At 70.5% G+C, this 24,392-nt stretch carries 15 protein-coding genes; 11 read left to right on the top strand and 4 right to left on the bottom strand.

Going from position 1 to position 24,392, the window contains the following annotated elements:
• Positions 1-52 precede the first annotated feature (52 nt).
• Positions 53-1,498: an aldehyde dehydrogenase family protein gene (locus M2157_RS14785; protein WP_280865463.1), complete on the top strand. Its 1,446-nt coding sequence runs from the start codon at positions 53-55 to the stop codon at positions 1,496-1,498.
• Between the two features lie 124 nt (positions 1,499-1,622).
• Here M2157_RS14785 and M2157_RS14780 read toward each other — a convergent pair whose 3' ends face one another.
• On the bottom strand, positions 1,623-4,460 hold the full coding sequence (locus M2157_RS14780) for a glycoside hydrolase family 3 C-terminal domain-containing protein (RefSeq protein WP_280865462.1): 2,838 nt from the start codon (positions 4,458-4,460) through the stop codon (positions 1,623-1,625).
• Positions 4,461-4,787: 327 nt separating this feature from the next.
• Here M2157_RS14780 and M2157_RS14775 point away from each other — a divergent pair, with 327 nt between their 5' ends.
• The 8 genes from M2157_RS14775 to M2157_RS14740 all read left to right on the top strand — a co-directional run bounded on the left by M2157_RS14775 (position 4,788) and on the right by M2157_RS14740 (position 16,421).
• Positions 4,788-6,467 (top strand): extracellular solute-binding protein, encoded by a 1,680-nt coding sequence (locus tag M2157_RS14775; RefSeq protein WP_280862323.1) that lies wholly within the window; start codon positions 4,788-4,790, stop codon positions 6,465-6,467.
• The gene (locus M2157_RS14770) at positions 6,467-7,519 is read left to right on the top strand and encodes an ABC transporter permease subunit (RefSeq protein ID WP_280862322.1); all 1,053 of its coding nucleotides are present in this window, start codon (positions 6,467-6,469) and stop codon (positions 7,517-7,519) included. Before M2157_RS14775 ends, M2157_RS14770 begins: the two co-directional genes overlap by 1 nt.
• Complete coding sequence (locus M2157_RS14765; RefSeq protein ID WP_280862321.1) at positions 7,516-8,442, top strand: carbohydrate ABC transporter permease; 927 nt, start codon at positions 7,516-7,518, stop codon at positions 8,440-8,442. The genes M2157_RS14770 and M2157_RS14765 overlap by 4 nt, the downstream gene beginning before the upstream one ends.
• A gap of 146 nt (positions 8,443-8,588) precedes the next feature.
• A complete protein-coding gene (locus M2157_RS14760) occupies positions 8,589-10,829 on the top strand; it encodes an exo-alpha-sialidase (RefSeq protein WP_280862320.1) in 2,241 nt (746 codons plus the stop codon).
• A complete protein-coding gene (locus M2157_RS14755) occupies positions 10,829-12,811 on the top strand; it encodes a beta-galactosidase (protein ID WP_280862319.1) in 1,983 nt (660 codons plus the stop codon). The genes M2157_RS14760 and M2157_RS14755 overlap by 1 nt, the downstream gene beginning before the upstream one ends.
• Positions 12,808-15,015 carry a glycoside hydrolase N-terminal domain-containing protein gene (locus M2157_RS14750; RefSeq protein WP_280862318.1) on the top strand — a complete coding sequence of 736 codons (2,208 nt, stop codon included), beginning with the start codon at positions 12,808-12,810 and terminating at the stop codon, positions 15,013-15,015. The genes M2157_RS14755 and M2157_RS14750 overlap by 4 nt, the downstream gene beginning before the upstream one ends.
• Positions 15,016-15,054: 39 nt before the next feature.
• Positions 15,055-15,765 carry a hypothetical protein gene (locus M2157_RS14745; RefSeq protein WP_280862317.1) on the top strand — a complete coding sequence of 237 codons (711 nt, stop codon included), beginning with the start codon at positions 15,055-15,057 and terminating at the stop codon, positions 15,763-15,765.
• Positions 15,766-15,800: 35 nt separating this feature from the next.
• On the top strand, positions 15,801-16,421 hold the full coding sequence (locus M2157_RS14740) for a chorismate mutase (protein WP_280862316.1): 621 nt from the start codon (positions 15,801-15,803) through the stop codon (positions 16,419-16,421).
• Positions 16,422-16,478: 57 nt separating this feature from the next.
• Here the strand turns inward: M2157_RS14740 and M2157_RS14735 are convergent, their stop codons facing one another.
• The 3 genes from M2157_RS14735 to M2157_RS14725 form a co-directional block, all read right to left on the bottom strand.
• Positions 16,479-18,518, bottom strand: coding sequence for a glycoside hydrolase family 31 protein (locus M2157_RS14735; protein WP_280865461.1), 2,040 nt, complete (start codon positions 18,516-18,518; stop codon positions 16,479-16,481).
• A gap of 82 nt (positions 18,519-18,600) precedes the next feature.
• Positions 18,601-19,614, bottom strand: a complete 1,014-nt coding sequence (locus tag M2157_RS14730; RefSeq protein ID WP_280862314.1) for a LacI family DNA-binding transcriptional regulator — start codon at positions 19,612-19,614, stop codon at positions 18,601-18,603.
• 666 nt (positions 19,615-20,280) lie between these two features.
• A complete protein-coding gene (locus tag M2157_RS14725; protein WP_280865460.1) occupies positions 20,281-20,508 on the bottom strand; it encodes a hypothetical protein in 228 nt (75 codons plus the stop codon).
• Positions 20,509-20,922: 414 nt separating this feature from the next.
• Here M2157_RS14725 and M2157_RS14720 point away from each other — a divergent pair, with 414 nt between their 5' ends.
• Positions 20,923-22,854, top strand: coding sequence for an acyl-CoA dehydrogenase family protein (locus M2157_RS14720; protein ID WP_280862313.1), 1,932 nt, complete (start codon positions 20,923-20,925; stop codon positions 22,852-22,854).
• Between the two features lie 77 nt (positions 22,855-22,931).
• Complete coding sequence (gene dxr, locus M2157_RS14715) at positions 22,932-24,389, top strand: 1-deoxy-D-xylulose-5-phosphate reductoisomerase (RefSeq protein WP_280865459.1); 1,458 nt, start codon at positions 22,932-22,934, stop codon at positions 24,387-24,389.
• Positions 24,390-24,392 lie beyond the last annotated feature (3 nt).

The following is a 24,392-nucleotide window of genomic DNA, read 5'->3' as shown; positions in this document are numbered from 1 at the left end:
TGCTACACCCCGGACAAATTCGATCCCGCCCTCGCGGCCCTACCGTGGGGACATGACTTCCACCCACGCCTTCTGGCTCGCCGGCCGCCGGGTCACCGGCGAGGACACCTTCGACGTCACCTCCCCGTGGGACGGCCGGCTCGTGGGCAAGGTCGCCGTGCCGGACGACGAGCAGATCGAGGAGGCCGTGGCCGCCGCGTACGCCGTACGGGACGAGTTCGCCGCCACTCCCGCCCACGTCCGCGCCGCCGCCCTCGACCACGTCAGCCGCAGGCTCGTCGAACGCACCGAGGAGATCGCGCAGCTGATCTCCGCCGAGAACGGCAAGCCGATCAAGTGGGCCCGCGGGGAGGTCGGCCGTGCCGTCTCCGTGTTCCGGTTCGCCGCGGAGGAGGCCCGGCGGTTCAACGGCGGTGAGGCCCAGCGCCTCGACACCGACCTGGGTGGTCAGGGTCGCCTCGCGCTGACCCGGCGCTTCCCCAAGGGTGTCGTGCTCGGTATCGCGCCCTTCAACTTCCCGCTCAACCTCTGCGCCCACAAGATCGCCCCGGCGATCGCGGCCGGTGCCCCGATCATCCTGAAGCCGGCCCCGGCCACTCCGCTCTCCGGGCTGATCATCGGCGACCTCCTCGCCGAGACCGAGCTGCCCGCCGGCGCGTGGAGCATCCTGCCCGTCCCGAACGACCGGATGCCCGCCCTCGTCCAGGACGAGCGCCTGCCCGTGATCTCCTTCACCGGTTCCGAGAAGGTCGGTTACGCGATCATGGACTCGGTGCCGCGCAAGCACTGCACCCTGGAGCTCGGCGGCAACGGCGCGGCGGTCGTCCTCGGCGACTACGCGAGCGACGAGGACCTCGACTGGGCCGCGACCCGCATCGCGACCTTCTCCAACTACCAGGGCGGCCAGTCCTGCATCTCGGTGCAGCGGGTGATCGCCGACGCGTCGGTGTACGACCGGCTGCTCCCGCGGATCGTCGCCGCCGTCGAGGCCCAGGTCACCGGCGACCCGGGCGACGACAGGACCGACGTGGGCCCGCTGGTCAGCGAGGACGCGGCGGTACGCGTCGAGGCGTGGGTGAAGGAGGCCGTCGAGGCGGGCGCCACGCTGCTCACCGGCGGCGACCGCGACGGCGCCTCCTACGCGCCGACCGTCCTCGCCGACGTCCCGGCCGACACGACGATCTCCTGCGAGGAGGTCTTCGGCCCCGTTCTCACCGTGCAGAAGGTGAACGGCGAGGCCGCGGCGTTCGCCGCCGTCAACGCCTCCAAGTACGGGCTCCAGGCAGGCGTGTTCACCCACGACCTGCAGGCTGCCTTCCGCGCCCACCGCGCGCTCGAGGTCGGCGGCGTGGTCGTCGGCGACGTGCCCTCCTACCGCGCCGACCAGATGCCGTACGGCGGCGTCAAGCAGTCCGGTGTGGGCCGCGAGGGCGTGAAGTTCGCGATGGACGACTACACGTACGAGCGGGTGCTGGTGCTGACGGGGCTCGCCCTCTAGCCGAAGCTCTCTGGCGGAAGCCCTCTAGCTAATGGGAACCATTTCCATATAGGGTTCTCGAAGAGGCCCGGCACCGATGCCTTCCGGTGCCGGGCCTCTTCTTGTCGTCAGCCGCTCCGGACCCTCAGCCGGAGAAGCCGACATGCGCGAGCCGCAGTGGGCCGCGCAGCCTGAGGTGCACGTCGTGCACGCCCTCGGCGACGATTCCGGCGCCGAGCGTGGTGTAGTCGTACGGTCCGGAGTCGGATTCCTCCACCTGCACCACGGCGAGCACCGTGCCCCCGTCCAGCGACAGTTCGACCGCGCCCTCGCCGGAGACCGTCATGGTGACCTCGGCGACGCCGTCCCCGAAGTCGCAGTCCCGGTAGACCAGTTCGCCGGTACGGCCCTCGGCCGCCGTCACCGCGTCGCCCGCCGTCCTCGTCCGGTCGACGATCTCGACACCGCTCTGCTCGTCGAAGTCCGCGCCCTCCAGGCCCCGTCGGAGCACGGGGCGCGGCGTGCCGGGCTCGCCGTCGAGCAGGACCGTCGTCCGCAGCCGGATGTCCTCGCTGGAGGCACCGGCCAGCAGCTCGTACGGGCCCGCCTCCAGGCGCGAGCGGCCCTGCGCCACGTCCCAGAACTCGAAGGCACGCAAGGGGACTTCGAAGGACAGCTCCTCCCGCGCGCCCGGGGTGAGCGTCACGCGCCGGTGCGCCACGAGTTCGCGGCGCGGGCGGGGGAGTGCCGGGTCCACCGCGCGGGTGTAGAGCTGGGCGACCTCGTCGGCGGTCACGTCACCGGTGTTCGTGATCGCGAACGAGACATGCAGCGTCCCGTCCGTCACACGGGACGTGAGATCGCCGTACGAGAAGGACGTGTACGACAGCCCGTGGCCGAACGGGAACAGGGGCGTGCCCTCGAAGTACAGGTATGTCTGGCGGCTCCCGATGACGTCGTAGTCGAGGAGGCCGGGGAGGTCGGCGTCGTTCTCGTACCAGGTCTGCGGGAGGCGGCCCGCGGGAGAGACGTCCCCGGCCAGGACGCGGGCCAGGGCGGTGCCGGCCGCCTGGCCGCCGTGGGCCGTCCAGAGCGCCGCGGCCAGGTCGGACGTGTCGACCGCGTAGGGGTAGGCCGAGACCAGGGCCAGGACCGTGCGGGGGTTGGCGGCGCGCGCCGCCCGCAGCAGGCGCTCTTGGTGGACGGGGAGCCGCAGGGACGCCCGGTCCTCGGTCTCGCGGCCGTTGATGTGCGGGTCGTTGCCCGCGACGACCAGGACCACGTCGGCCTCGGAGGAGAGGCGGGTCACTGCGTCCTCACCGCGTTCGGCGATGATCAGCTCGAAAGTTTCCGCGTTCTCGTCGGCAACCTTCACTCCGTCCGCGGCGACAGTGACGTGGCGGCCCGTGCCGATGTGCCTGAGGAGGTGACCGTTCGCGTGCGGTTCCAGGCGGAAGGTCTCCTGGACGACCCAGCCCCCCGGCTGGTCGGCGGAGGCGCGCAGGTAACCGTCCTCGGCGACGGAGAGATAGCGGCCGTCGGGGGCGCGGAGCGTGAGGACGCCCTCGTCCCAGTCGATCAGTGCGAACTCGGTGCCGGTCGCGTCGGTCGTCAGCGCAGGCAGGTCCGTGCGGCCCGCGAGCAGTGCCGGGTCCAGGGCGCCGTCGGCGCCGCGCACCTCGTCCTCGCCGTCTTCGGAGGCCAGGACATGCAGAAACGTCCCGGCGGAGGTCTTCAGCCGGACCCGGTCCACACCCTCCGCGAACGCCACCCGCTCGGCGCCGAACCGCTCGTACAGCCCCTCCAGCGGGGTGGAGCGGTGGATGAGCGTGCCGCTGTACCAGTCGAGCTTGCACTCGTCGGCGAGCAGGCCGACCACGGCGAGCCGGGTGCCGGGGGCGAGCGGGAGCACGCCGTCGTTCCTGAGCAGCACGATCGCCTGCTCGGCGGCCTCCTGGGCGAGCGCGCGGTGTGCCGGGGTGTCGAAGTCCCTGACGCCGGCGTGCGGGTCGTCGTGCGGGTCGAACTCACCGAGCCGGAAGCGGACCGAGAGCTGCCGGCGGACCGCGGTGTCGATGTCGGCCTCGGTCAACAGGCCCTGCTCGTAGGCCTTCCGGATCCGCCCGACCATCTGCGCGCTGTCCGTGCCGTGGTCGGTGAAGCTGTCGACGCCGGCCCGCAGGGAGGCCGCGGTGGCCTCCTCGTGGGTGCCGAAGTAGTGCTCGTGGTCGACCAGGTTGGAGGGCGCGCCCGCGTCCGAGCAGACCAGCAGCTCCTCGTCGGTCCAGGCGCGCAGGTGCTCGCGCAGATACGGCGAGACGTGGTTGGGCCGACCGTTGACCAGGTTGTACGCCGGCATCACTCCGGCCACCGCGCCCGCCTCGACCGTCTCGCGGAAGGCCCGCAGGTCGTACTCGTGCAGCACGCGCGGACGCACCGAGCTCGACGACGTGGCCCGGTCCGTCTCGTTGTTGTGGGCGAGCCAGTGCTTGAGCACCGGGGCGGTGCGCCAGTACGTGGGGTGGTCGCCGCGCAGTCCGTGGGTGTAGGCGGTGGCGATGGCCGAGGTGAGCTTCGGGTCCTCCGAGTAGCCCTCCTCGTTACGGCCCCACAGCGGGTGCCGGAGCAGATTGACCGTCGGTGCCCAGATGTTGAGGCCGACCCTGTCGTCGCGGGCGCGCATCGCCCGGACCTCCTTGGACACCGCCTCGCCGACCCGGCGTACGAGATCGGTGTTCCAGGTCGCGCCGAGGCCCACCGCCTGCGGGAAGACCGTCGCGGGTCCCATCCACGCGACGCCGTGCAGCGCCTCCTGGCCGGTGCGGAACGCGGAGATGCCGAGCCGTTCCACGGCCGGGGCGAACTGGTGCAGGAATCCGGTCTTCTCGTCGAGGGTCAGCCGCGACAGCAGATCGTCGATGCGCTTCGCGAACGGCAGGTGCGGATCGCGAAACGGTGGTGTGTGCGGCGGGTGTGCGGTCACGTGGGGATCCCCTTGCGATGGATCGGTTCGATGCTTTCGAAGCGCTTCGATGCTCATTCGACATCGGGGTGGGTGTCAAGAGATCAACACCGTCACTTCAAGCGGTGCATAAGAAAAGGTCACCCCTTATGCCTCGGAGGAATCTTGGGATCGACCCTTGTGCACCCCTGGGTGTTCACTTAACCTCACAGCAACATCGAAGCGCTTCGACTACGGATTCCGTCGCAACGGTCGAAACATCGCTTCAGCTCAGCCAGTTCCACTCAAGACACCGCAGCCGACGGCTCCACCGCCGGGTGTCCTGGTGCGCCATGAAGGGTTGACGCAATGACGCCGAACGCCGCTTCCGCCTCGTCCGGGCCGAGCCGGAGAAGCTTCCTCGCCTCCACCGCGGTCGCCACCGCAGCGGTGGCGGGCGGGATGCCGCTGCTTGCCGCCTGTGGCGGCTCGGACAGCGGCGAGCGCGAAGGGACCACGTCGGGCAAGGCCGCGGACAAGCTGCTGCCGGCATTCGTCGCCAGCACGGTCGCGAACCCGGACCTGCCGTCCAAGAACGGCTCGGCAGCCGGCTACACCGGCAAGGTCGACCTCGCCGCCCTCAAGACCTCGGTCCCGGAGAAGCTCGGCACCGGCGCCCCCATCAAGATCATGTCCCCGTTCTGGGGCTCCCCGCCGAAGGCCGGCTGCGCCTACTACACGGCACTCGACGCCGCGGCGGGCACCAAGGTCACCTGGCAGAACCAGGACGGCAACACCTACGGCCAGAAGCTCGGCGCCGTCCTCGCCTCCAGCTCCATACCCGACATGGTGGTCGTGCCGAGCTGGGAACTGGTCGGCAAGATCTCGAACGCCGTCACCGCGAAGTTCATGGACCTCGGCCCCTACCTGGCGGGCGACAAGGTCAAGAAGTACCCGAACCTGGCCGCGATCCCCTCCGACGCCTGGCGCATGGGCATCTTCGGCGGTGCGCTGCGCGGCATCCCGATGCCCGCCGCCACCGCGAACTGGATCGCGCCCCTGTACCGCAAGGACGTCTTCGACAAGAAGGGCTACTCGGTACCCAAGTCGGCCGATGAGTTCATGAGCTGGGCCAAGGAGGCCACCAGCTCCAAGGCCAAGGTGTGGGCCTGCGGTGACATGACCTGGTCCGCGTGGAGCTTCTTCGGCGTCCGTGGTTCCGGGCCGATCGGCTGGGACATCGGGTCCGACGGCAAGCTGACGTACCGCATCGAGCAGCCCGAGTACCTCGAAGCCCTGGAGTGGGTCCGCAAGTTGTTCGACGCGGGTGTGGTCCACCCCGACGACAAGGCGCGCTCGGGTGACGCGGGCCAGCGCTTCACGGCCGGACAGATCCTCGTCTGGAACACCAACATCGCCGACTGGTACGGGAAGGTCTCCGAACAGGCCTCGTCCAACCCGGACCTCGTCATCGACGCCATGGACCTCTTCGGTGCGGACGGTGGCAACCCGAAGCTGTACGCCTCCTCGCCCGCCACTATCTGGTCGCTGATCCGCAAGGGCGCCTCGAAGGCGACGATCGAGAACGCGCTGGCCGCCGCCGACTTCTCGGCCGCGCCCTACGGCACCAAGGAGCGGATGCTCGTCGACTACGGCGTCGAGGGCACCCACTACACGGTCAAGGACGGCGTCCCGGTCAAGAACGACCTGGGCAACTCCGAGGTGCTCAACGCCTGGGTCATGCTGGCCGCACCGGCCGCCTACTTCGCCCACCCCGACTTCCCCGAGGTCGCCCGCAAGCAGGTCGAGTGGCAGCAGCGGATGGGGGCGTTCATGAAGAAGACGTCCACCTTCGGCATGAACATCGTCGAGCCGACCCGCTACGCCAACCTCTCCAGCCAGTTCGAGCAGCTGGAGATCGACTACGTGCGCGGCAACCGCAAGCTGTCCGACGTGCAGGCCGCCATCTCCACGTGGAAGTCCTCCGGCGGCGACAAGCTGCGCGACTGGTACAAGCAGCTCATCGACAAGAACGGCAGCGCCAACTGATGTCTCTCACGGCCGGGAGCAGGCCCGACGGGACTCGTCCTCCCGCGGCCGTCGAGGAACCGACGGCCGCGGTCGGCGCGGCGGTGGCGAAGGTGCGGGTGCCGCGAAAGGCGAGCAAGGCGGGCAAGGTCCCCTTCCGGGTCCGGCTGCGCCGCGACCGCGCGCTCATCCTGATGACGCTGCCCGTCATCCTCCTGCTCCTGCTCTTCAACTACGTCCCGCTGCTGGGCAACGTCGTCGCCTTCCAGGAGTACGACCCGTACGTCTCCAGCAACGGCGTCACCGCGATCTTCCACAGCCCCTGGGTCGGCGTCGAGCAGTTCTCGCGGATGATCGACGACCCGCTGTTCTGGGACGCCGCGAAGAACACCATCGTCCTCTTCGTGCTCCAGCTGGTGCTGTTCTTCCCGATCCCCATCGCCCTCGCGCTGCTCATCAACAGCGTGATCCGGCCCCGGGTCCGGGCCGTGGCGCAGGCGATCATGTACCTGCCGCACTTCTTCTCGTGGGTCCTCGTCGTCACCGTCTTCCAGCAGATCTTCGGCGGCGCGGGCATCATCGCCCAGACCCTGGAGGACCACGGCTGGAGCGGCTTCGACCTGATGACCAACGCGGACCTGTTCAAGTACCTGGTCACCGCGCAGGCCGTGTGGAAGGACGCCGGCTGGGGGATCATCGTCTTCCTCGCCGCGCTCGCCGCGGTCAGCACCGACCTGTACGAGGCCGCCGCGATGGACGGCGCCGGGCGCTGGCGGCGCATGTGGCACGTCACGCTGCCCGCACTGCGCCCGGTGATCGCGCTGCTGCTGGTGCTGCGGGTGGGTGACGCGCTCAGCGTCGGCTTCGAGCAGTTCCTGCTCCAGCGGGACGCGGTCGGCGTGGGGGCCAGCGAGGTCCTCGACACCTATGTGTGGAACATGGGTATCCAGAACGGCGACTTCAGCTACGCGGCCGCGGTCGGCCTCGTCAAGGGAGTCATAGGAATCTGCCTCGTGCTGGGTGCGAACAAGTTCGCGCACCTGCTCGGCGAGCAGGGGGTGTACCAGAAGTGAGCCTCAACACGCAGCTCGTCCGCAGTCTCAAGGCCCCCGCCCGCCCGGTGTGGGAGGAGCCGCCCAGCAAGGCCGGCATCACCGCGAAGAGCGGCTTCCTCGCGCTGTGCTGCCTGGGGGTGCTCGGCCCGCTGTGGATCGTGATCGTCACCAGCCTGTCCCCGAAGCCGGTGATCGACCGGGTCGGCGGCCTGGTCGTGATCCCCCAGGGCATCACCTTCGTCAACTACACCGAACTGCTCAGCGGCGGCCAGGTCAGCCGGGCCATCATGGTCTCGGTCGGCGTCACGCTCACCGGCACGGTGTTCTCCATGGCGGTGTCGGTGCTGGCGGCCTACGGTCTGTCGCGGCCGGGGAGCCTGGGGCACCGGCTCTTCCTGGTCGTCATGATGGCGACGATGTTCTTCGGCGCCGGGCTCATCCCGACGTATCTGCTGGTGCAGTCGCTGGGACTGACCGACACCTATCTGTCGCTCATCCTGCCGAGCGCGGTCAGCGTCTTCAACATCCTGGTGCTGCGGGCCTTCTTCATGGGCATCTCGCCCGAGCTCACCGAGTCCGCGCGCATCGACGGGGCCGGTGACCTGCGGATCCTGCTGACCATCATCATGCCGCTGTCGCGGGCCGTGCTGGCCGTGATCTCGCTGTTCTACGCGGTCGGGTACTGGAGTGCCTGGTTCAACGCGTCCATCTATCTCAGCGACCAGGACATGATGCCTTTGCAGAACGTGCTCATTCAGCTGGTCCAGAAGAACACGGCGAACCCTACGGGGTTGCAGCAGGCGGTGCGTACGGGGCAGTTGTCGGCGCTGGGGTTGCAGATGGCCGTGATGGTGCTCGCGTTGATTCCGGTGGCTGTTGCTTCTCCGTTCGTCCAGCGGCATTTCAAGAAGGGCATGTTGACGGGTGCGGTGAAGGGCTGACCGGGCGCCTATTGAGCGGGGGCTTCTGAACGTCGGCGGCTTCGGGTTCGTTGTGGCCGGTCGCGCCCCGCGGCGGAGCCGCAAATCGATACAGTCCCGCGCCCCTGAGTGGGCTTACTTCCCCTTAGTTCAGAGCGAGGTTTGTCATGCTTACGTCCAGGCTGAGCCGGCGTGCTGTTCTGGCCGGGACCGCGGCTGCCGCCGCGCTCACCACCGTTCCTTCCCTGCAAGGGCGTGCGGAAGCCGCCTCGGTCACCCCCTCCTACCGCTGGCGCACCGCCGTCATCGGTGGCACCGGGTTCGTCACCGGTGTGCTTTTCCATCCCTCCGTGCGGGGGCTCGCCTACGCCCGTACCGACATCGGCGGGGCCTATCGCTGGGACGACCGGAGCGGGCGCTGGATTCCGCTCAACGACGATCTCGGCTGGGACGACTGGAATCTCCTCGGGGTCGAGGCGATCGCCGTCGATCCCGCTCACCCGAACCGGGTGTATCTGTCCCTCGGCACCTACGCCCAGTCCTGGGCCGGCAACGGGGCGGTTCTGCGGTCCGAGGACCGTGGGGCCACCTGGGCCCGTACCGATCTCGCCGTGAAGCTCGGTGGGAACGAGGACGGGCGGGGGGCGGGCGAGCGGCTGCTCGTCGATCCGCGGGACAGTGACACGCTGTGGCTGGGGAGCAGACACGACGGGCTGCTCAAGTCGACGGACCGGGGCGCGACCTGGAAGGCCGTGAGCTTCCCGGCCACCCCGAGTGCCACCGGCCAGGGCATCACCCTCCTCGTCGCCGCGGGCCGCAGCGTCTACGCCGGCTGGGGCGACTCGGACGGCACCGCCGCCAACCTGTACCGCACCGCCGACGGCACCACCTGGGAAGCCGTCCCCGCGCAACCCTCCGGTGCCGCCGCCAAGGTGCCGATCCGGGCCGCCTACGACTGCCACACCCGCGAGCTGTACGTGACCTACGCCAACGCGCCCGGCCCCAACGGACAGTCCGACGGCAGTGTGCACAAGCTGGCCACGGCGAGCGGCACGTGGACCGACGTCACGCCCGTGAAGCCCGGCGGGACGACGGCTGGGGGCACCTCCCGCTCGAGCGAAGCCGAGAGTGGGGGAGGCTCCTCCGACAGCTTCGGATACGGCGGAGTCGCCGTCGACGCCCGCCGGCCCGGCACGGTCGTCGTCTCCACCAACAACCGCTGGGCGGCCGTCGACACCCTGTACCGGACCACGAACGGCGGCCGCACCTGGACCTCCCTCAAGGAGTCCGCGGTCCTCGACGTGTCCGAGACCCCGTTCCTCACCTTCGGGGCCGAGGAGCCCAAGTTCGGCTGGTGGATCCAGGCCCTCGCCGTCGATCCGTACGACTCGAAGCACATCGTCTACGGCACCGGCGCCACCCTCTACGGCACCCGGGACCTGAAGCACTGGGCCCCGCAGATCCGCGGCCTGGAGGAGACCTCCGTCCGGCAGCTGATCTCGCCCCCGACCGGGGAGGCGCACCTGCTCAGCGGTCTCGGGGACATCGGGGTGATGTACCACGAGCGGCTCACGGCGTCGCCGTCGCGGGGCATGGCGAGCAACCCCGTGTTCGGGTCGGCGACGGGCCTCGCGCAGGCCGCGGCGCGACCGGCGTACGTCGTCCGCACGGGCTTCGGCGACCACGGCAACGGCGCCTACTCGAACGACGGCGGCAAGTCCTGGGCACCCTTCGCGACCCAGCCCGCCCTCGCCAAGGACGCGCCGGGTCCGATCGCCACCAACAGCGACGGCAGTGTGCTGCTGTGGACCTTCGTGCACTGGGACGGCACCAAGTACCCCGCCCAGCGCTCCACGGACAACGGGGCGACCTGGTCCGAGGTTCCCACCTACCCCAAGGGCGCCACCCCGCTCGCCGATCCGGCCGACCCGACGCGCTTCTACGCCTACGACACCGACACCGGCACCCTGTTCGCCAGCACGGACGGCGGCCTCACCTTCACCGGGCGCGCGGGCGGACTGCCCTCCGGCGACAGCCAGTTCCAGCTGACCGCGGCCCCGGGGCGCTCCGGCGACCTGTGGCTGAGCACCAAGACGAACGGCCTGTACCGGTCCACCGACGGCGGAGCGGCCTTCACCAAGGTCACCAGCTGCTGGGCCTCGCACACCCTCGCCTTCGGCAAGGCGGCCAAGGGCGCCGATTACCCGGCGATCTACCAGGTCGGCGCCACGGAGGCGATCACCGGCGTGTACCGCTCCGACGACGGCGCGAAGACCTGGGTGCGCGTCAACGACGACCGGCACCAGTGGGGCTGGATCGGCGCGACCATCGCCGCCGACCCGCGGCTGTACGGCCGCGTCTACATCGCCACCAACGGCCGGGGCATCCAGTACGGGGAGCCCGTCTGATGGCCGTGGAGAAGAGGCCGGACCTGGGCGACGCCACCCGCGGCCGCATCCTCTACGGCGGCGACTACAACCCCGAGCAGTGGCCCGAGGAGACCTGGCTCGAGGACGTCCGGCTGATGAGGGCCGCCGGCGTCAACTCCGTCACCCTCGGGGTCTTCTCCTGGGCCAGGCTCGAACCCCGGCCGGGGGACCGGGACTTCGGCTGGCTGGACCGGCTGATGGACCTCATGCACGCCAACGGCATCGGGGTCGTCCTCGCCACCCCCACCTCCTCACCACCGCCGTGGATGGGCCATCTGCACCCCGACACCCTGCCCGTCACCGAGGACGGCCGCACCGAGTACTGGGGCGGGCGCCAGCACTTCTCGCACTCCAGCGCCACCTACCGCCGTCACGCCGCCGCCATCACCGAGGACCTCGCCGCCCGCTACGGCGGCCACCCGGCCCTCACGATGTGGCACATCAACAACGAGTACTGCACGTACGACTGGAGCGACCAGGCCGCCGCCCGCTTCCGGACCTGGCTGCAGGACCGCTACGGCTCCCTCGACGCCCTCAACTCCGCCTGGGGAACCGCCTTCTGGAGCCAGGGTTACGGCGACTGGGCCGAGATCCACACTCCTCGCCACGCCCACTACATGAAGAACCCCAGCCAGGTGCTGGACTTCAAGCGGTTCACCTCCGACATGCTCCTGGAGTGCTACCTCGCCGAGCGGGACATCGTCCGCGTGGCCACCCCGCACATCCCTGTGACCAGCAACTTCATGCCGCTGTGGGTGGGCCAGGACGCCTGGCGGTGGGCCGAGGAGGAGGACGTCGTCTCCGTCGACCTCTATCCCGACCCGCGCGATCCCCTCGGGGCCCAACAGGGCGCTCTCGTGCAGGACATGACCCGCTCGCAGGCGCGTGGGCCGTGGATGCTCATGGAGCAGGCCGCCGGACCGGTCAACTGGCGGGGCGTGAACCACCCCAAACCCCGTGGCCTGAACCGCCTATGGTCCCTGCAGGCCGTCGCCCGCGGCGCGGACGCCGTCTGCTACTTCCAGTGGCGCCAGTCCCGGCAGGGCGCGGAGAAGTTCCACTCCGGAATGGTCAGCCACGCGGGGGAGGAGGGACGCACCTATCAGGAGATCAAGCAGCTGGGAGCGGAACTGACAGCGATCTCCGCTCAGGTGACGGGGCGTCACTCCGCCAACGACATCGCCGTCGTGCACGACTGGCATGCCTGGTGGGCCGGCTCCCAGGAAGGCCGCCTCTCCAGTGAGGTCGACCACGCCGACGTCCTCAAGGCCTGGCACCGCGCGCTCTGGGAAGCCCACCTCACCACCGACTTCGCCCACCCGGAACACGACCTCACCGCCTACAAGGTGGTCGTCGTCCCCCAGCTGTACGCCCTCACCGACGCGGCGATCGACAACCTCCTCGCCTACGTCCGCCAGGGCGGCACCCTCGTCTCCGGATTCCTCACCGGCGTCGCCGACGAGGACGACCGGGTGCGCCCCGGCGGCATGGACGCCAGGCTGCGCGAACTGTTCGGCATCCGCACCCTGCACGAGTGGTGGCCGCTGGACGCAGGGGAGTACGCGGAATGCGACGACTTCCGCGGCACCCTGTGGTCGGAGGAGATCGACAAGGCGGAGGACGCCACCACCGAGGCCTCGTACAAGGGCGGTGAGCTCGACGGGCTGCCCGCCGTGCTGCGCAGGGGCCGAGCCTGGTACCTCTCGACGCTTCCCGAGCCGGGCGCCCTGCGCGAGCTCCTCGCCGGGATCGCTGCGGGTGCGGGCGCGCGACCGGTCCTAGACGCGCTGCCCGACCAGGTCGAGGCCGTCCGCCGCGGTGACCTGCTCTTCCTGCTCAACCACGGCCGCGAGCCCGTGACGGTCGACGTGGCCGGCACCCACCAGGACCTGCTGACGGGGCAGTCCCGCACGGACCGGGTCACCCTGGGCCGCTACGGAGTGGCGGTGCTCCAGCCATGACCGACGGACCCGTCCACGGCACCTGGGAACCCGAACCGGCCGCGCGCTGGGAGGACGGCTTCCTCAGCGGCAACGGCCACCACGGCGCCCTCCTCTTCGGCGAACCCGACGACGAGCGGGTCGTCGTCACCCACCACACCCTCGTCCACCCCAACGGCGCCGAACACGCCCGCCCGCCCCGCCTCGCCGCCGAACTCCCCGCGCTCCAGGACCGGTTGCTCGCCGGCGAGCGCGACGCCGCCGAGCGCTTCACGGACGGACGCCCGCTGCAGTGGGTGCAGCCCTTCCACCCCGCCTTCCAGATCCGGCTGCGCCGTCCGCGCGCGGCCACTCCCGACCACCGTCGGTCCGTCGACTTCACCACCGGAGTCCTGCGCACGGAGTCCCAGGGGTCGCGCAGCGAGGTCTTCGTCTCGCGCGCGGACGACGTCATCGTCCAGCAGGTCGAGGCGGCGGGCCTGGTCGTCTCGCTGGATCACCGGCTGCCGGGCGCACCCGACACCCTGATGGTCGGCCAGAGCGTCGTCCGCGCCGCCGACGGGGCCCTGCTCACCCTCTGCGTCCGCTACCCCGACAGCGACCGCCGTTACACCGGCATCACGCTGGTCGTCCCCACGGGCGGCCGCACCGCGCTCATCCCGCCGGGCGCGCACGTCACCGGTGCCGAGTCCGTTCTCCTGCTGACCCGCGTCGTACGCCACACCGGCGAACTGGACACGGCACCCCACATCGAGGCACTGCGGGACCTGGTCCCCGAATCCGGTTCCGAGCCGGGGTCCGTCACCTACGCCCGACTCCTCGACCGGCACACCCCCCTCCACCGCACCGCCTACGAACGCGTCACCCTCGACCTCGCCGCCGACCCCGCCGAACGCGCCCTGCCGGGCTCGCAGTTGCTGGAACGGCCGGACAGCCCCGCCCTCCTGGAACGACTCTTCGCCGCCGGCCGCTACCACCTGCTCTCCTCCAGCGGCCTCTTCCCGCCCCGCCTGACCGGCCTGTGGACCGGCGACTGGGCCACGGCATGGTCGGGAGCGTTCACCAACGACGCCAACGTCAACCTCCAGACCGCTTCAGCCGCGTGCGCCGCCCTTCCCGAAGTCACCGAAGCTCTCGCCTCCCTGATCCAGCGTCAGTTGCCCGACTGGCAGGACAACGCCCGCGAGATCTTCGGCACGCGCGGTGTCGTGGCCCCGCCGCACTCCGACGGCGAGTCCGGGCTGACGTACCACTTCAACCGTGAGTACCCGCTGCACCTGTGGACCGCGGGCGCCGACTGGCTGCTCAAGCCCCTCGTCGACCACGACGAGACCCGCGGCGAACAGGACCCGCGCACCGCCCGTGCGCTCGCCGAAGTCGCCCTCTTCTACGAGGACTTCCTCACCCGCACCGACGCCGACGGCCATCTCGTCGTCGTCCCCTCCTACTCGCCCGAGAACCGCCCCGCGAACGGCAGTTGGGGCGCGATCAACGCGGCGATGGACCTCTCGGCCGCCCGGCACGCCCTGCGAACGGCCGCCGCCTACCACCCCGAGAGGGCACAAGCCTGGCGCGCCCTCGCCGACCGGCTCCCTCCCCACCGGATCAACGCCGACGGCGCCCTCGCCGAATGGGCCTGGCCCGGCCTCGACGACACCTACGACCACCGCCACCTCAGCCACCTCTACGGCGTCTGGCCACTCGACGAGATCACCCCCTACGACACCCCCGACCTCGCCGCGGCCGCCCACCGCGCCCTCGAACTCCGTGGCTCCGAGAACGACTCCGCACACGGCCATCTCCACCACGCCCTCGTCGCGGCCCGGCTGCGCGACGGCGAACGGGTCGCGCACGCCCTCGGCCAGGTCCTCAAGGGCGACTTCTTCCACGCCTCGCTGATGAGCGCGCACTACCCGAACCGGAACGTCTACAACGCGGACGCCGCCCACACCCTGCCCGCCGTCCTCGTCGAGATGCTCGTGCAGTCGACACCGGACCGGCTGGTGCTGCTCCCGGCGGTTCCCAGCACCTGCCCCCGAGGTGAACTACGGGGCATCCGCACCAGGTTCGGGGCCGCCCTCGACCTCACCTGGAGCCCCACCGAAGCGACCGCGGTGCTGCGCCCCACCCGCACCCACCGCGTCGAACTCCGGACTTCCTCCGGCACCGAGCCGCTCTGCCTCGTCGCCGGAGAAGACCACGTCCTCCGTCTGGAGGCGTGGTAACTCCCCCCGCATTTCCCCCCACCCATGGAAAGGGACACCATGGCAAGCACTCTGCGCAAGATCACCATGGCGGTGCTGGCCCCGGCGATGGCCATCGGCGCCACCGTCGGACTCGCCTCGGCCCCGGCCTCCGCCGCCGTCTGGAGCTCCTGCGACCAGTGGGCCAACACGAGCCTGAACGGCTACACGCTCTACAACAACATCTGGGGCTCCGGCGCCGGCAGCCAGTGCATCTGGGCCAACTCCGGCACTAACTGGGGCGTCAACGCCAACCACCCCAACACCGGCGGCATCAAGTCCTACCCCAACTCCAAGAAGGTGATCAACAAGTCGATCACCTCGCTGGGTTCGCTCTCCAGCAGCTACAACGTCTCGGTCCCGTCGTCCGGCGCCTACAACACGTCGTACGACATCTGGGACACCGACTACGACTACGAGATCATGCTCTGGGTCAACAAGACCGGAGCCGTCGGTCCGCTCGGCAGCTCGCAGGGCAACGTGACGCTCGGCGGCCACACCTGGACCGTCTACAAGGGCACCAACGGCGCGAACGAGGTCTTCTCCTTCGTCCGCACCTCCAACTCCAGCTCCGGCACGGTCAACATCCTCCCGATCCTGAAGTGGATCAAGGACACCAAGGGCTGGTTCGGCAACGAGACCATCGGTGACGTGCAGTTCGGCTTCGAGATCACCAGCTCGTCCGGTGGTCTCAACTTCACCACCAACAACCTGACCGTAAGCAGCAGTTGACCTGATCGTGGGGCACGGTCGGGTTTGATGGGGACATGCGTACCACCACCCCCCTCCGACGTGCCCTGATCACCGTGACCGCGACCGCGGCCGTCGTTCTCACCGCGACGGGTTCCGCGGTCGCGGTTCCCGTCCCCGGGACGGCCGCGGCACCCCACGCCACCGCCCGCTCCCTCTCCGCCCTGCATCCCGTCGTCGAACTCGCCGCCGAACGCCTGGCCACCGCCGACCTGGTCGCCGCCGCCAAGTGGGGCACCGACAGCCCCATCGACGACCCCGCCCGCGAACAGCAGGTCCTCGACAACGTCGCCGCCCAGGCCCAGCAGCTCGGCGCCGACCCGGACGAGATCCGGGTGATCTTCCGCGACCAGATCGAGGCGAACAAGATCGTCCAGCGCGGACTGTTCCAGCGGTGGACCGACCACCCCGACGAGGCGCCGACGACCAAGCCGGACCTGAGCGTCGTACGGCAGGAGATCAACCGAGTGACCAGCGCGCTGGTCGAGGCCCTCGCCGCCACCGCCGACGACCGCGGCGCGGTCACCTGCCGTCCCGAACTCATTCTCGCCGCCCTCCAGGTCCATCACGAGGACCACCTCGACGCCCTGCACACCAGGGCCCTGGCCCGCGCCCTGCGCTCCCTCTGCGGAAGCTGACCCCCCACACGACGAAGCGGCCGGCCCACCCCCGTGGGACCGGCCGCTTCGGTACGGCTACTCCGCCACCGGAAGCCGCGCCCCGTCCCGCAGGAACAGCGGGATGCGGTCCAGCGGGGCGTCGACGGTCACCGTCCTGCCGCCCTCGTACGTCTCACCGGTCCACGCGTCCGTCCAGGCCGCGCCTGCCGGGAGATAGGTCGTACGGGCCGTCGCGCCCGCCGTGAGCACCGGGGCGACCAGAAGATCCGCGCCGAAGAGATACGCGTCGTCGACCGTCCACGTCGCCTGGTCGTCCGGGAACTCCAGGAACAGCGGGCGCATCGGCGTCAGGCCCTCCTCATGGGCCTCGCGCATGACCTTCAGGACGTACGGCTTCAGCCGCTCGCGCAGCCGCAGGTACTTCTCCATGATCGCGCCGGCCTCCTCGCCGTACGACCACACCTCGTTGGGGCCGCCGGTCATCTCCGGTCCCAGCGGCATGCCCGGGTCGCGGAAGCCGTGCAGGCGCATGAGCGGGGACAGGGCGCCGAACTGGAACCAGCGGATCATGACCTCGCGGTACGCCGGGTCGTCCGGGTCACCGCCGTGGAAGCCGCCGATGTCCGTGTTCCACCACGGGATGCCGGACATCGCGGTGTTGAGACCCGCCGCGATCTGCTCGCGCAGGGTCGGGAAGTCGGTGCCGATGTCACCGGACCACAGGGCGGCGCCGTAGCGCTGGCTGCCCGCCCAGGCCGAGCGGTTGAGGGTGATGACCTCCTCGCCGGCGGCCGTCAGGCCCTCGTGGAAGGTGCGGGAGTTCTCGGCCGGGTACATGTTGCCGACCTCGAGGCCGGGCCCCGCCCAGTAGCGCAGGTTCTCCTGGAAGCCGGGCTTGAGCTCCGGCTCGCAGGCGTCCAGCCAGAAGGCCGTGATGCCGTACGGCGCAAGGTAGTTGTCGCGGACCTTCGACCACATGAACTCCCGGGCCTCCGGGTTCGTGGCGTCGTAGAAGGCGACCTGGACGGTGGAGGCGACTCCCTTGTCGGGCCAGTCGGCGTGCGCCATCGGGCCGTACTGGGTGCCGATGAAGTAGCCGCGCTGCTCCATGACCGGGTGGTTCTCGCTGAGCGGCGACACCGACGGCCAGACGCTGACCACCAACTTGATGCCCAGCTCCTCCAGTTCACGGACCATCGCCGCCGGGTCGGGCCATTCGGCCGGGTCGAACTTCCACTCGCCGAGGTGCGTCCAGTGGAAGAAGTCGCAGACGATCGCCGAGATGGGAAGCCCGCGCCGCTTGTACTCCCGTGCCACGGACAGGAGTTCGTCCTGGGTGCGGTAGCGCAGCTTGCACTGCCAGAAGCCCGCCGCCCACTCCGGCAGCATCGGCGTCCGGCCGGTGACCCCGCTGTAGCGGCGCTGTCCGTCGGCCGGGGTGCCCGCGGTGATCCAGTAGTCGATCTGGCGGGCCGAGTCGGCCACCCAGCGCGTGCCGTTGCGGGCGAGTTCCACGCGGCCGATCGCCGGGTTGTTCCAGAGGAGGGTGTAGCCGCGGCTGGAGGCCAGAACCGGGATGCCCACCTCGGCGTTGCGCTGGATCAGGTCGAGGACCAGGCCCTTCTGATCCAGCTTGCCGTGCTGGTGCTGGCCGAGGCCGTACAGCTTCTCGTCGGCGTAGGCGGCGAAGCGCTGCTCGAGACGGTGGTGGCCGTTGCCGACCGCCGTGTACAGACGCGAGCCGGGCCACCAGAAGTGGGCGCGGGCCTCCGCGAGGAGTTCGGCGGAGTCCGCGGTGCGCAGAAAGCGGATCTGTCCCTCGGCGTCGACGTGGACGGTCAGCGCGCCCACCGTCAACTGGCCTTCCCCGTCCCCGATCTTGACCATGCTCTCGGTGGCCGGCGGCTCGTCCAGCAGGGCGCCCGGCAGCCCCTCGAGGATCGGCCCGCCGAGCCGGGCACGCACCCGGACCGCGTCCGGGCCCCAGGGCTCGACACGGACGGTCTCCTGGCGCCCGCTCCACTCCAGCGCGCCGTCCCGCTCACGGAACGTGCCGACGGTGGGGGACGACTGCGCGAGAGTGACCTTGGGCTGGATTTCGGCAGGCTGATTCACGAGGAGTGCTCCTGAAGGAATGCAGACAGGGGCGTGCCGCACAGGCACGGGATGCGTGGTGTGGGGTCTGGTGGGTGAGGTGTCAGGACGCCGAAGGCGCCGGGCCGGTGCTCGCCCGGACCGTCAACTCGGGTTCGATCAGGACGACTTCGTCCTCACCGCGGCCCTCCAGCTTGGCGACGAGCCGCTCCAGGGCGTGCCGGCCCATCTCCTGGGCGGGAATGGCGACCGACGTCAGCCGCACCGAGGCCTGGACGGCGACCTGTTCGGGGCAGATCGCGACCACCGAGACGTCCTCGGGAATGGCCCGGCCCTGCTGGCGCAGCAGCGCGAGCAGCGGTTCGACCGCCTGCTCGTTCTGCACGACGAAGCCTGTGGTGGACGGACGCTCGTCGAGGACGCGGGCGAGCGTCACGGCCATCGCGTCGTACCCGCCGTCGCACGGCCGGTGCAGCAGTCGTACGCCCAACTCCTGGGCCCGCGACCGGAGTCCGTCCAGAGTGCGCTCGGCGAAACCGGTGTGCCGTTCGTAGACGGCGGGGGCCTCGCCGATGACAGCGATGTCGCGGTGGCCGAGCTTCGCGAGGTGCTCGACGCACAGCGCGCCGGTGGCCCGGAAGTCGAGGTCGACGCAGGTGAGCCCGGACGTGTCGGCGGGGAGGCCGATGAGTACGGAGGGCTGGTCGGTGCCGCGCAGGAACGGCAGCCGCTCGTCGTCGAGTTCGACGTCCATCAGGATCATCGCGTCGGCGAGCCCGCTGCCGGTGACGCGTCGTACGGCGTCGGGGCCCTCCTCGCCGGTGAGCAGCAGGACGTCGTAACCGTGCGTCCGTGCGGTGGTGGCCACCGCGATGGCGATCTCCATCATCACCGGCACGTACATGTCGGTGCGGAGCGGGATCATCAGCGCGATGATGTTCGACCTGCTGCTGGCGAGGGCGCGGGCGCCGGCGTTCGGGTGGTAGCCGAGCTCGCGGATGCTCTCCTCGACTCGCTGCCGGGTGGTCGTCGAGATGGACCGCTTGCCACTGAGGACATAGCTCACCGTGCTCGCCGAGACTCCGGCGTGCTGGGCGACCTCGGCGAGGGTGACCATCCAGCTCTCCAAGCTTTGTGAAGCGCTTCGACAGTGCGCAGTGCGAACAGGTGCGGGTGAGGGTGGTTCGACAGTAGCTCCCCCGGGAGTGGGTGTCCATAGGTTGTCGAAGCGCTTCGACAGGGACTCTTGGACGGGCGGCGCACGAAGAGGGCCCCGCCCCCGGCGAACCCACTCCGGCCTGCCCGTTCACGGCCTCGACGGGGTGCGGCTTCCTGCCTACCACGACCGGCGGCGGGGGGCCATGGAACGGGGACGCGAGAACCTGCCCGGCGAACCGGCGGCCGAGGAGGGAGGGGCGGTGCACGTGGGGCGGAGGGCCTGCGTGGGTGGGGGTGCTGCCGTGCGGGCAGCACTGGTCCGCCCGACCTCGAGCCGTCCGACGTCACCCCGACGCACGGCGGGACCGGGCCGTCCACTGCGACGAGGAGGCGGAGGCCGCCGCCCCGAGCGCCTGGGGGTACCTGTGCCGTCCGGGCCTACCCGGAGCTCCGGACCCCCTGCGGCGGCGGGGCCGTGCGGGTTCTCGGCGCTGTCCAGACTCCCGGCCCCCTGCGCACCGCAGGGCCGTCCGGACCCACGGGCCCTTGCAGTCGTAGGCCACCCGGACCGCCGAGGCGCGCCGGACCTTCCTTCAGAGCTCCTGATGCCGTCGACGGTGCGCTGTCAGACGTCCAGCTCCTCACCGACCCCCGCAGCCTGCACGCCCCGCGCGGCGACCGTCTCCGGGCCCGCTTGGGCCTCCCGGGCCCGCCCGGAGGCCCCTGAGGCCGTCGACAGTGAGCCGGGCGACGTCCGGTTCCACACTCCCGCGGCCTGCACGCCCCGCGCGGCGATCGCCTCAGGGCCGTCCGGACCCTCGGACCCGTGCACCTGCGGGGCCGCCTGGGCCACCGGGGCTCGCCCGGACCCTCGGACCCCCAGGGGCCCTGAGGTCGTCGACAGTGAGCCGGGTCGACGTCCAGTTCCTCACCCACCCCCGCAGCCCGCACGTCCTGCGCGGCGACCGTCTCTGGGCCCGCCTGGGCCTTCCAGGCCTGCCCGGACCCCCAGGGTCCCTGCGGTCTCCGCCGAAGGGCCGTCCTTGACCCCGACGGCTTCACCCAGTCACTCGTCCGGCGGAAGAGACCGGCGACGAGGTCTTCAAGGGCACCGGCCGACTGGACACTCAGTCGTTTTCCGTCGACATCGGCCGAACGGCCGCACGAAGGGTGGTGGCCTCGCCCCGGATCGGGTACATACGATCGGGTAGCACCCGTCGGTAACCATACGGCCCCCAAGATCCCGATTCACGACGAGGTGAGCCTGATGTCCGCACCGTCCACCAAGCCCGTCGTCACCGAGCGCGAGGCCCGCGAGGTGGCGGAGGCCGCCCGGGAGCAGGACTGGCGCAAGCCCAGCTTCGCCAAGGAACTGTTCCTCGGGCGTTTCCGGCTCGACCTCATCCACCCCCACCCGATGCCCCCCGACGAGGACGCCCAGCGCGGCGAGGACTTCCTGGCCAAGCTCCGCGACTTCTGCGAGACCAAGGTGGACGGCGCCCTCATCGAACGCGAGGCCCGGATCCCCGACGACGTCGTGGACGGGCTCAAAAAACTCGGCGCCTTCGGCATGAAGATCGACACCAAGTACGGCGGCCTCGGCCTCACCCAGGTGTACTACAACAAGGCGCTGGCCCTCGTGGGCTCCGCGAGCCCCGCGATCGGCGTGCTGCTGTCGGCCCACCAGTCGATCGGCGTGCCCCAGCCGCTGAAGCTCTTCGGCACGCAGGAGCAGAAGGAGCGGTTCCTGCCCCGGTGCGCCCGCACCGACATCAGCGCCTTCCTCCTCACCGAACCGGACGTCGGCTCCGACCCGGCACGCCTCGCGACCACCGCGGTACCCGACGGGGACGACTACATCCTCGACGGAGTGAAACTGTGGACCACCAACGGCGTGGTCGCCGACCTGCTCGTCGTGATGGCCCGCGTCCCGAAGTCCGAGGGCCACAAGGGCGGCATCACCGCCTTCGTCGTGGAGACCGACTCACCCGGCGTCACCGTCGAGAACCGCAACGCCTTCATGGGCCTGCGCGGCATCGAGAACGGCGTCACCCGCTTCCACCAGGTCCGGGTGCCCGCGGCCAACCGCATCGGCCCCGAGGGCACCGGCCTGAAGATCGCCCTGACCACCCTGAACACCGGGCGCCTCTCGCTGCCCGCCTCCTGCGTGGCCGCCGGCAAGTGGTGTCTGAAGATCGCCCGCGAGTGGTCCGCGGCCCGCGAACAGTGGGGCAAGCCGATCGCCCACCACGAGGCCGTCGGCTCCAAGATCTCCTTCATCGCGGCGACGACCTTCGCCCTGGAGGCCGTACTCGATCTCTCGAGTCAGATGGCCGACGAGAACCGCAACGACATCCGCATCGAGGGCGCCCTCGCCAAGCTCTACGCCTCCGAGATGGCCTGGCTCGTCGCCGACGAACTGGTCCAGATCCGCGGCGGCCGGGGCTTCGAGACCGCCGAATCCCTCAGGGCCCGCGGCGAGAAGGCGGTCCCCGCCGAACAGGTCCTGCGCGACCTGCGCATCAACCGCATCTTCGAGGGCTCCACGGAGATCATGCACCTGCTGATCGCCCGCGAGGCCGTCGACGCCCACCTCTCGGTCGCGGGCGACCTCATCGACCCGGAGAAGTCCCTCGGCGACAAGGCGAAGGCGGGCGCGAACGCGGGCGTCTTCTACGCCAAGTGGCTCCCGAAGCTGGTGGCCGGACCGGGCCAACTCCCCACCTCATACGCCGAGTTCAAGCGCGAAGTAGACCTGTCGGTACACCTGCGCTACGTCGAACGAACGGCCCGCAAACTCGCCCGCTCCACCTTCTACGCCATGTCCCGCTGGCAGGGCCGGATGGAGAGCAAGCAGGGCTTCCTCGGCCGGATCGTCGACATCGGCGCCGAACTCTTCGCCATGAGCGCGGCCTGCGTACGCGCCGAACTCCTCTACACCACCGAACCCCACGGCCGTGAGGCCTACCAACTCGCCGACGCCTTCTGCCACCAGTCCCGCCTGCGCGTCGAGGAGCTCTTCGGCCGGCTGTGGAACAACACCGACGACCAGGACCGCAAGGTCGTCAAGGGAGTCATGTCCGGCACCTACGCCTGGCTGGAGGACGGCATCGTCGACCCCTCCGGCGAGGGCGTCTGGATCGCGGACGCGACCCCCGGCCCTTCGGAGAAGGAGAACGTGCACCGGCCCATCCGGTGACAGGGCGGTCCCCCTCCCGCACCCCGGGAGGGGGACGCGCTGTCCCCACACACCGTCCTTACGGCAACAATGGAGGCATGAGCGACAGTCCAGCCCCCCGAGGGCACGGGCCGGAAGCCCCGTCTGCCCCGCGACGCCACGCACGCACTCTCGCCGCACCGGGCGCCGACCCAAGTACATCCAGTACGAGGGCCGACGCCCGGCACGGCGAGAGCACGCACCTGCTGGCCACATCTGCCGCTCCGCAGCGGGCGCAGGGCCCGCCCTCCGGGCGGACGACGGGGCTTCCGGCCCCCGCCCTCGCCGACCCGCACCTGGTCTACGACCCCCTCGCGGGCGACGGTCCCAAGGACGTGGTGATCCTCGGCTCCACGGGATCCATCGGCACCCAGGCCATCGACCTCGTGCTGCGCAACCCCGACCGGTTCCGGGTGACCGGGCTCTCCGCCAACGGCGGCCGGGTCGCGCTCCTCGCCGAGCAGGCGCACCGGCTGAAGGCGCGGACCGTCGCGGTCGCCCGCGAGGACGTCGTACCGCAGCTGCGCGAGGCGCTCCGCGGTCTCTACGGCACGGGCGAGCCGCTCCCCGAGATCCTCGCCGGCCCGGACGCGGCCACGCAGGTCGCCGCCTCCGACGCGCACACCGTCCTCAACGGCATCACCGGCTCCATCGGCCTCGCCCCGACCCTCGCCGCCCTGGAAGCGGGCCGCACCCTCGCGCTCGCCAACAAGGAGTCGCTCATCGTGGGCGGCCCGCTGGTGAAGGCCCTCGCCAAGCCCGGGCAGATCATCCCGGTCGACTCCGAGCACGCGGCCCTCTTCCAGGCCCTGGCCTCCGGGACGAGGGCCGACGTCCGCAAGCTCGTCGTCACCGCGTCCGGCGGCCCCTTCCGAGGCCGTACGAAAGCCGACCTCGCTCAGGTGACCGTCGAGGACGCCCTCGCCCACCCCACCTGGGCCATGGGCCCGGTCATCACGATCAACTCCGCGACCCTCGTCAACAAGGGGCTGGAGGTCATCGAGGCGCACCTCCTCTACGACATTCCCTTCGACCGCATTGAGGTGGTCGTGCATCCCCAGTCGTATGTCCACTCGATGGTTGAGTTCACGGACGGATCCACGATCGCGCAGGCGACGCCCCCCGACATGCGCGGGCCGATCGCCATCGGCCTGGGCTGGCCCGAGCGCGTCCCCGACGCGGCGCCCGCCTTCGACTGGAGCAAGGCGTCGACCTGGGAGTTCTTCCCTCTCGACAACGACGCGTTTCCTTCGGTCAACCTTGCGAGACACGTGGGACAGCTCGCGGGCACGGCCCCGGCGGTGTTCAATGCCGCCAACGAGGAGTGCGTGGAGGCCTTCCGGGCCGGCGCGCTGCCGTTCAACGGGATCATGGAGACCGTGACCCGGGTGGTGGACGAGCACGGCACCCCGCGCGGGGGAACCTCGCTCACCGTCGCGGACGTCCTCGAAGCGGAGACCTGGGCGCGGACCCGGGCCCGGGAACTGACGGCACAGACGGCGGAGGCCCGTGCATGACGA

It is taken from the genome of Streptomyces sp. SAI-127, from assembly GCF_029894425.1.
Taxonomy (GTDB): domain Bacteria; phylum Actinomycetota; class Actinomycetes; order Streptomycetales; family Streptomycetaceae; genus Streptomyces.
This window is presented reverse-complemented; position numbering and strand designations above follow the sequence as displayed.

Excerpts from the sequence above, each read along its gene's own strand:
- M2157_RS14740 (WP_280862316.1), top strand. The coding sequence starts at position 15,801 with ATGCGTACCACCACCCCCCTCCGACGTGCCCTGATCACCGTGACCGCG.
- M2157_RS14755 (WP_280862319.1), top strand. The coding sequence starts at position 10,829 with ATGGCCGTGGAGAAGAGGCCGGACCTGGGCGACGCCACCCGCGGCCGC.
- M2157_RS14730 (WP_280862314.1), bottom strand. The coding sequence starts at position 19,614 with ATGGTCACCCTCGCCGAGGTCGCCCAGCACGCCGGAGTCTCGGCGAGC.
- M2157_RS14745 (WP_280862317.1), top strand. The coding sequence starts at position 15,055 with ATGGCAAGCACTCTGCGCAAGATCACCATGGCGGTGCTGGCCCCGGCG.
- M2157_RS14785 (WP_280865463.1), top strand. The coding sequence starts at position 53 with ATGACTTCCACCCACGCCTTCTGGCTCGCCGGCCGCCGGGTCACCGGC.
- M2157_RS14750 (WP_280862318.1), top strand. The coding sequence starts at position 12,808 with ATGACCGACGGACCCGTCCACGGCACCTGGGAACCCGAACCGGCCGCG.
- M2157_RS14720 (WP_280862313.1), top strand. The coding sequence starts at position 20,923 with ATGTCCGCACCGTCCACCAAGCCCGTCGTCACCGAGCGCGAGGCCCGC.
- dxr (WP_280865459.1), top strand. The coding sequence starts at position 22,932 with ATGAGCGACAGTCCAGCCCCCCGAGGGCACGGGCCGGAAGCCCCGTCT.
- M2157_RS14760 (WP_280862320.1), top strand. The coding sequence starts at position 8,589 with ATGCTTACGTCCAGGCTGAGCCGGCGTGCTGTTCTGGCCGGGACCGCG.
- M2157_RS14775 (WP_280862323.1), top strand. The coding sequence starts at position 4,788 with ATGACGCCGAACGCCGCTTCCGCCTCGTCCGGGCCGAGCCGGAGAAGC.
- M2157_RS14770 (WP_280862322.1), top strand. The coding sequence starts at position 6,467 with ATGTCTCTCACGGCCGGGAGCAGGCCCGACGGGACTCGTCCTCCCGCG.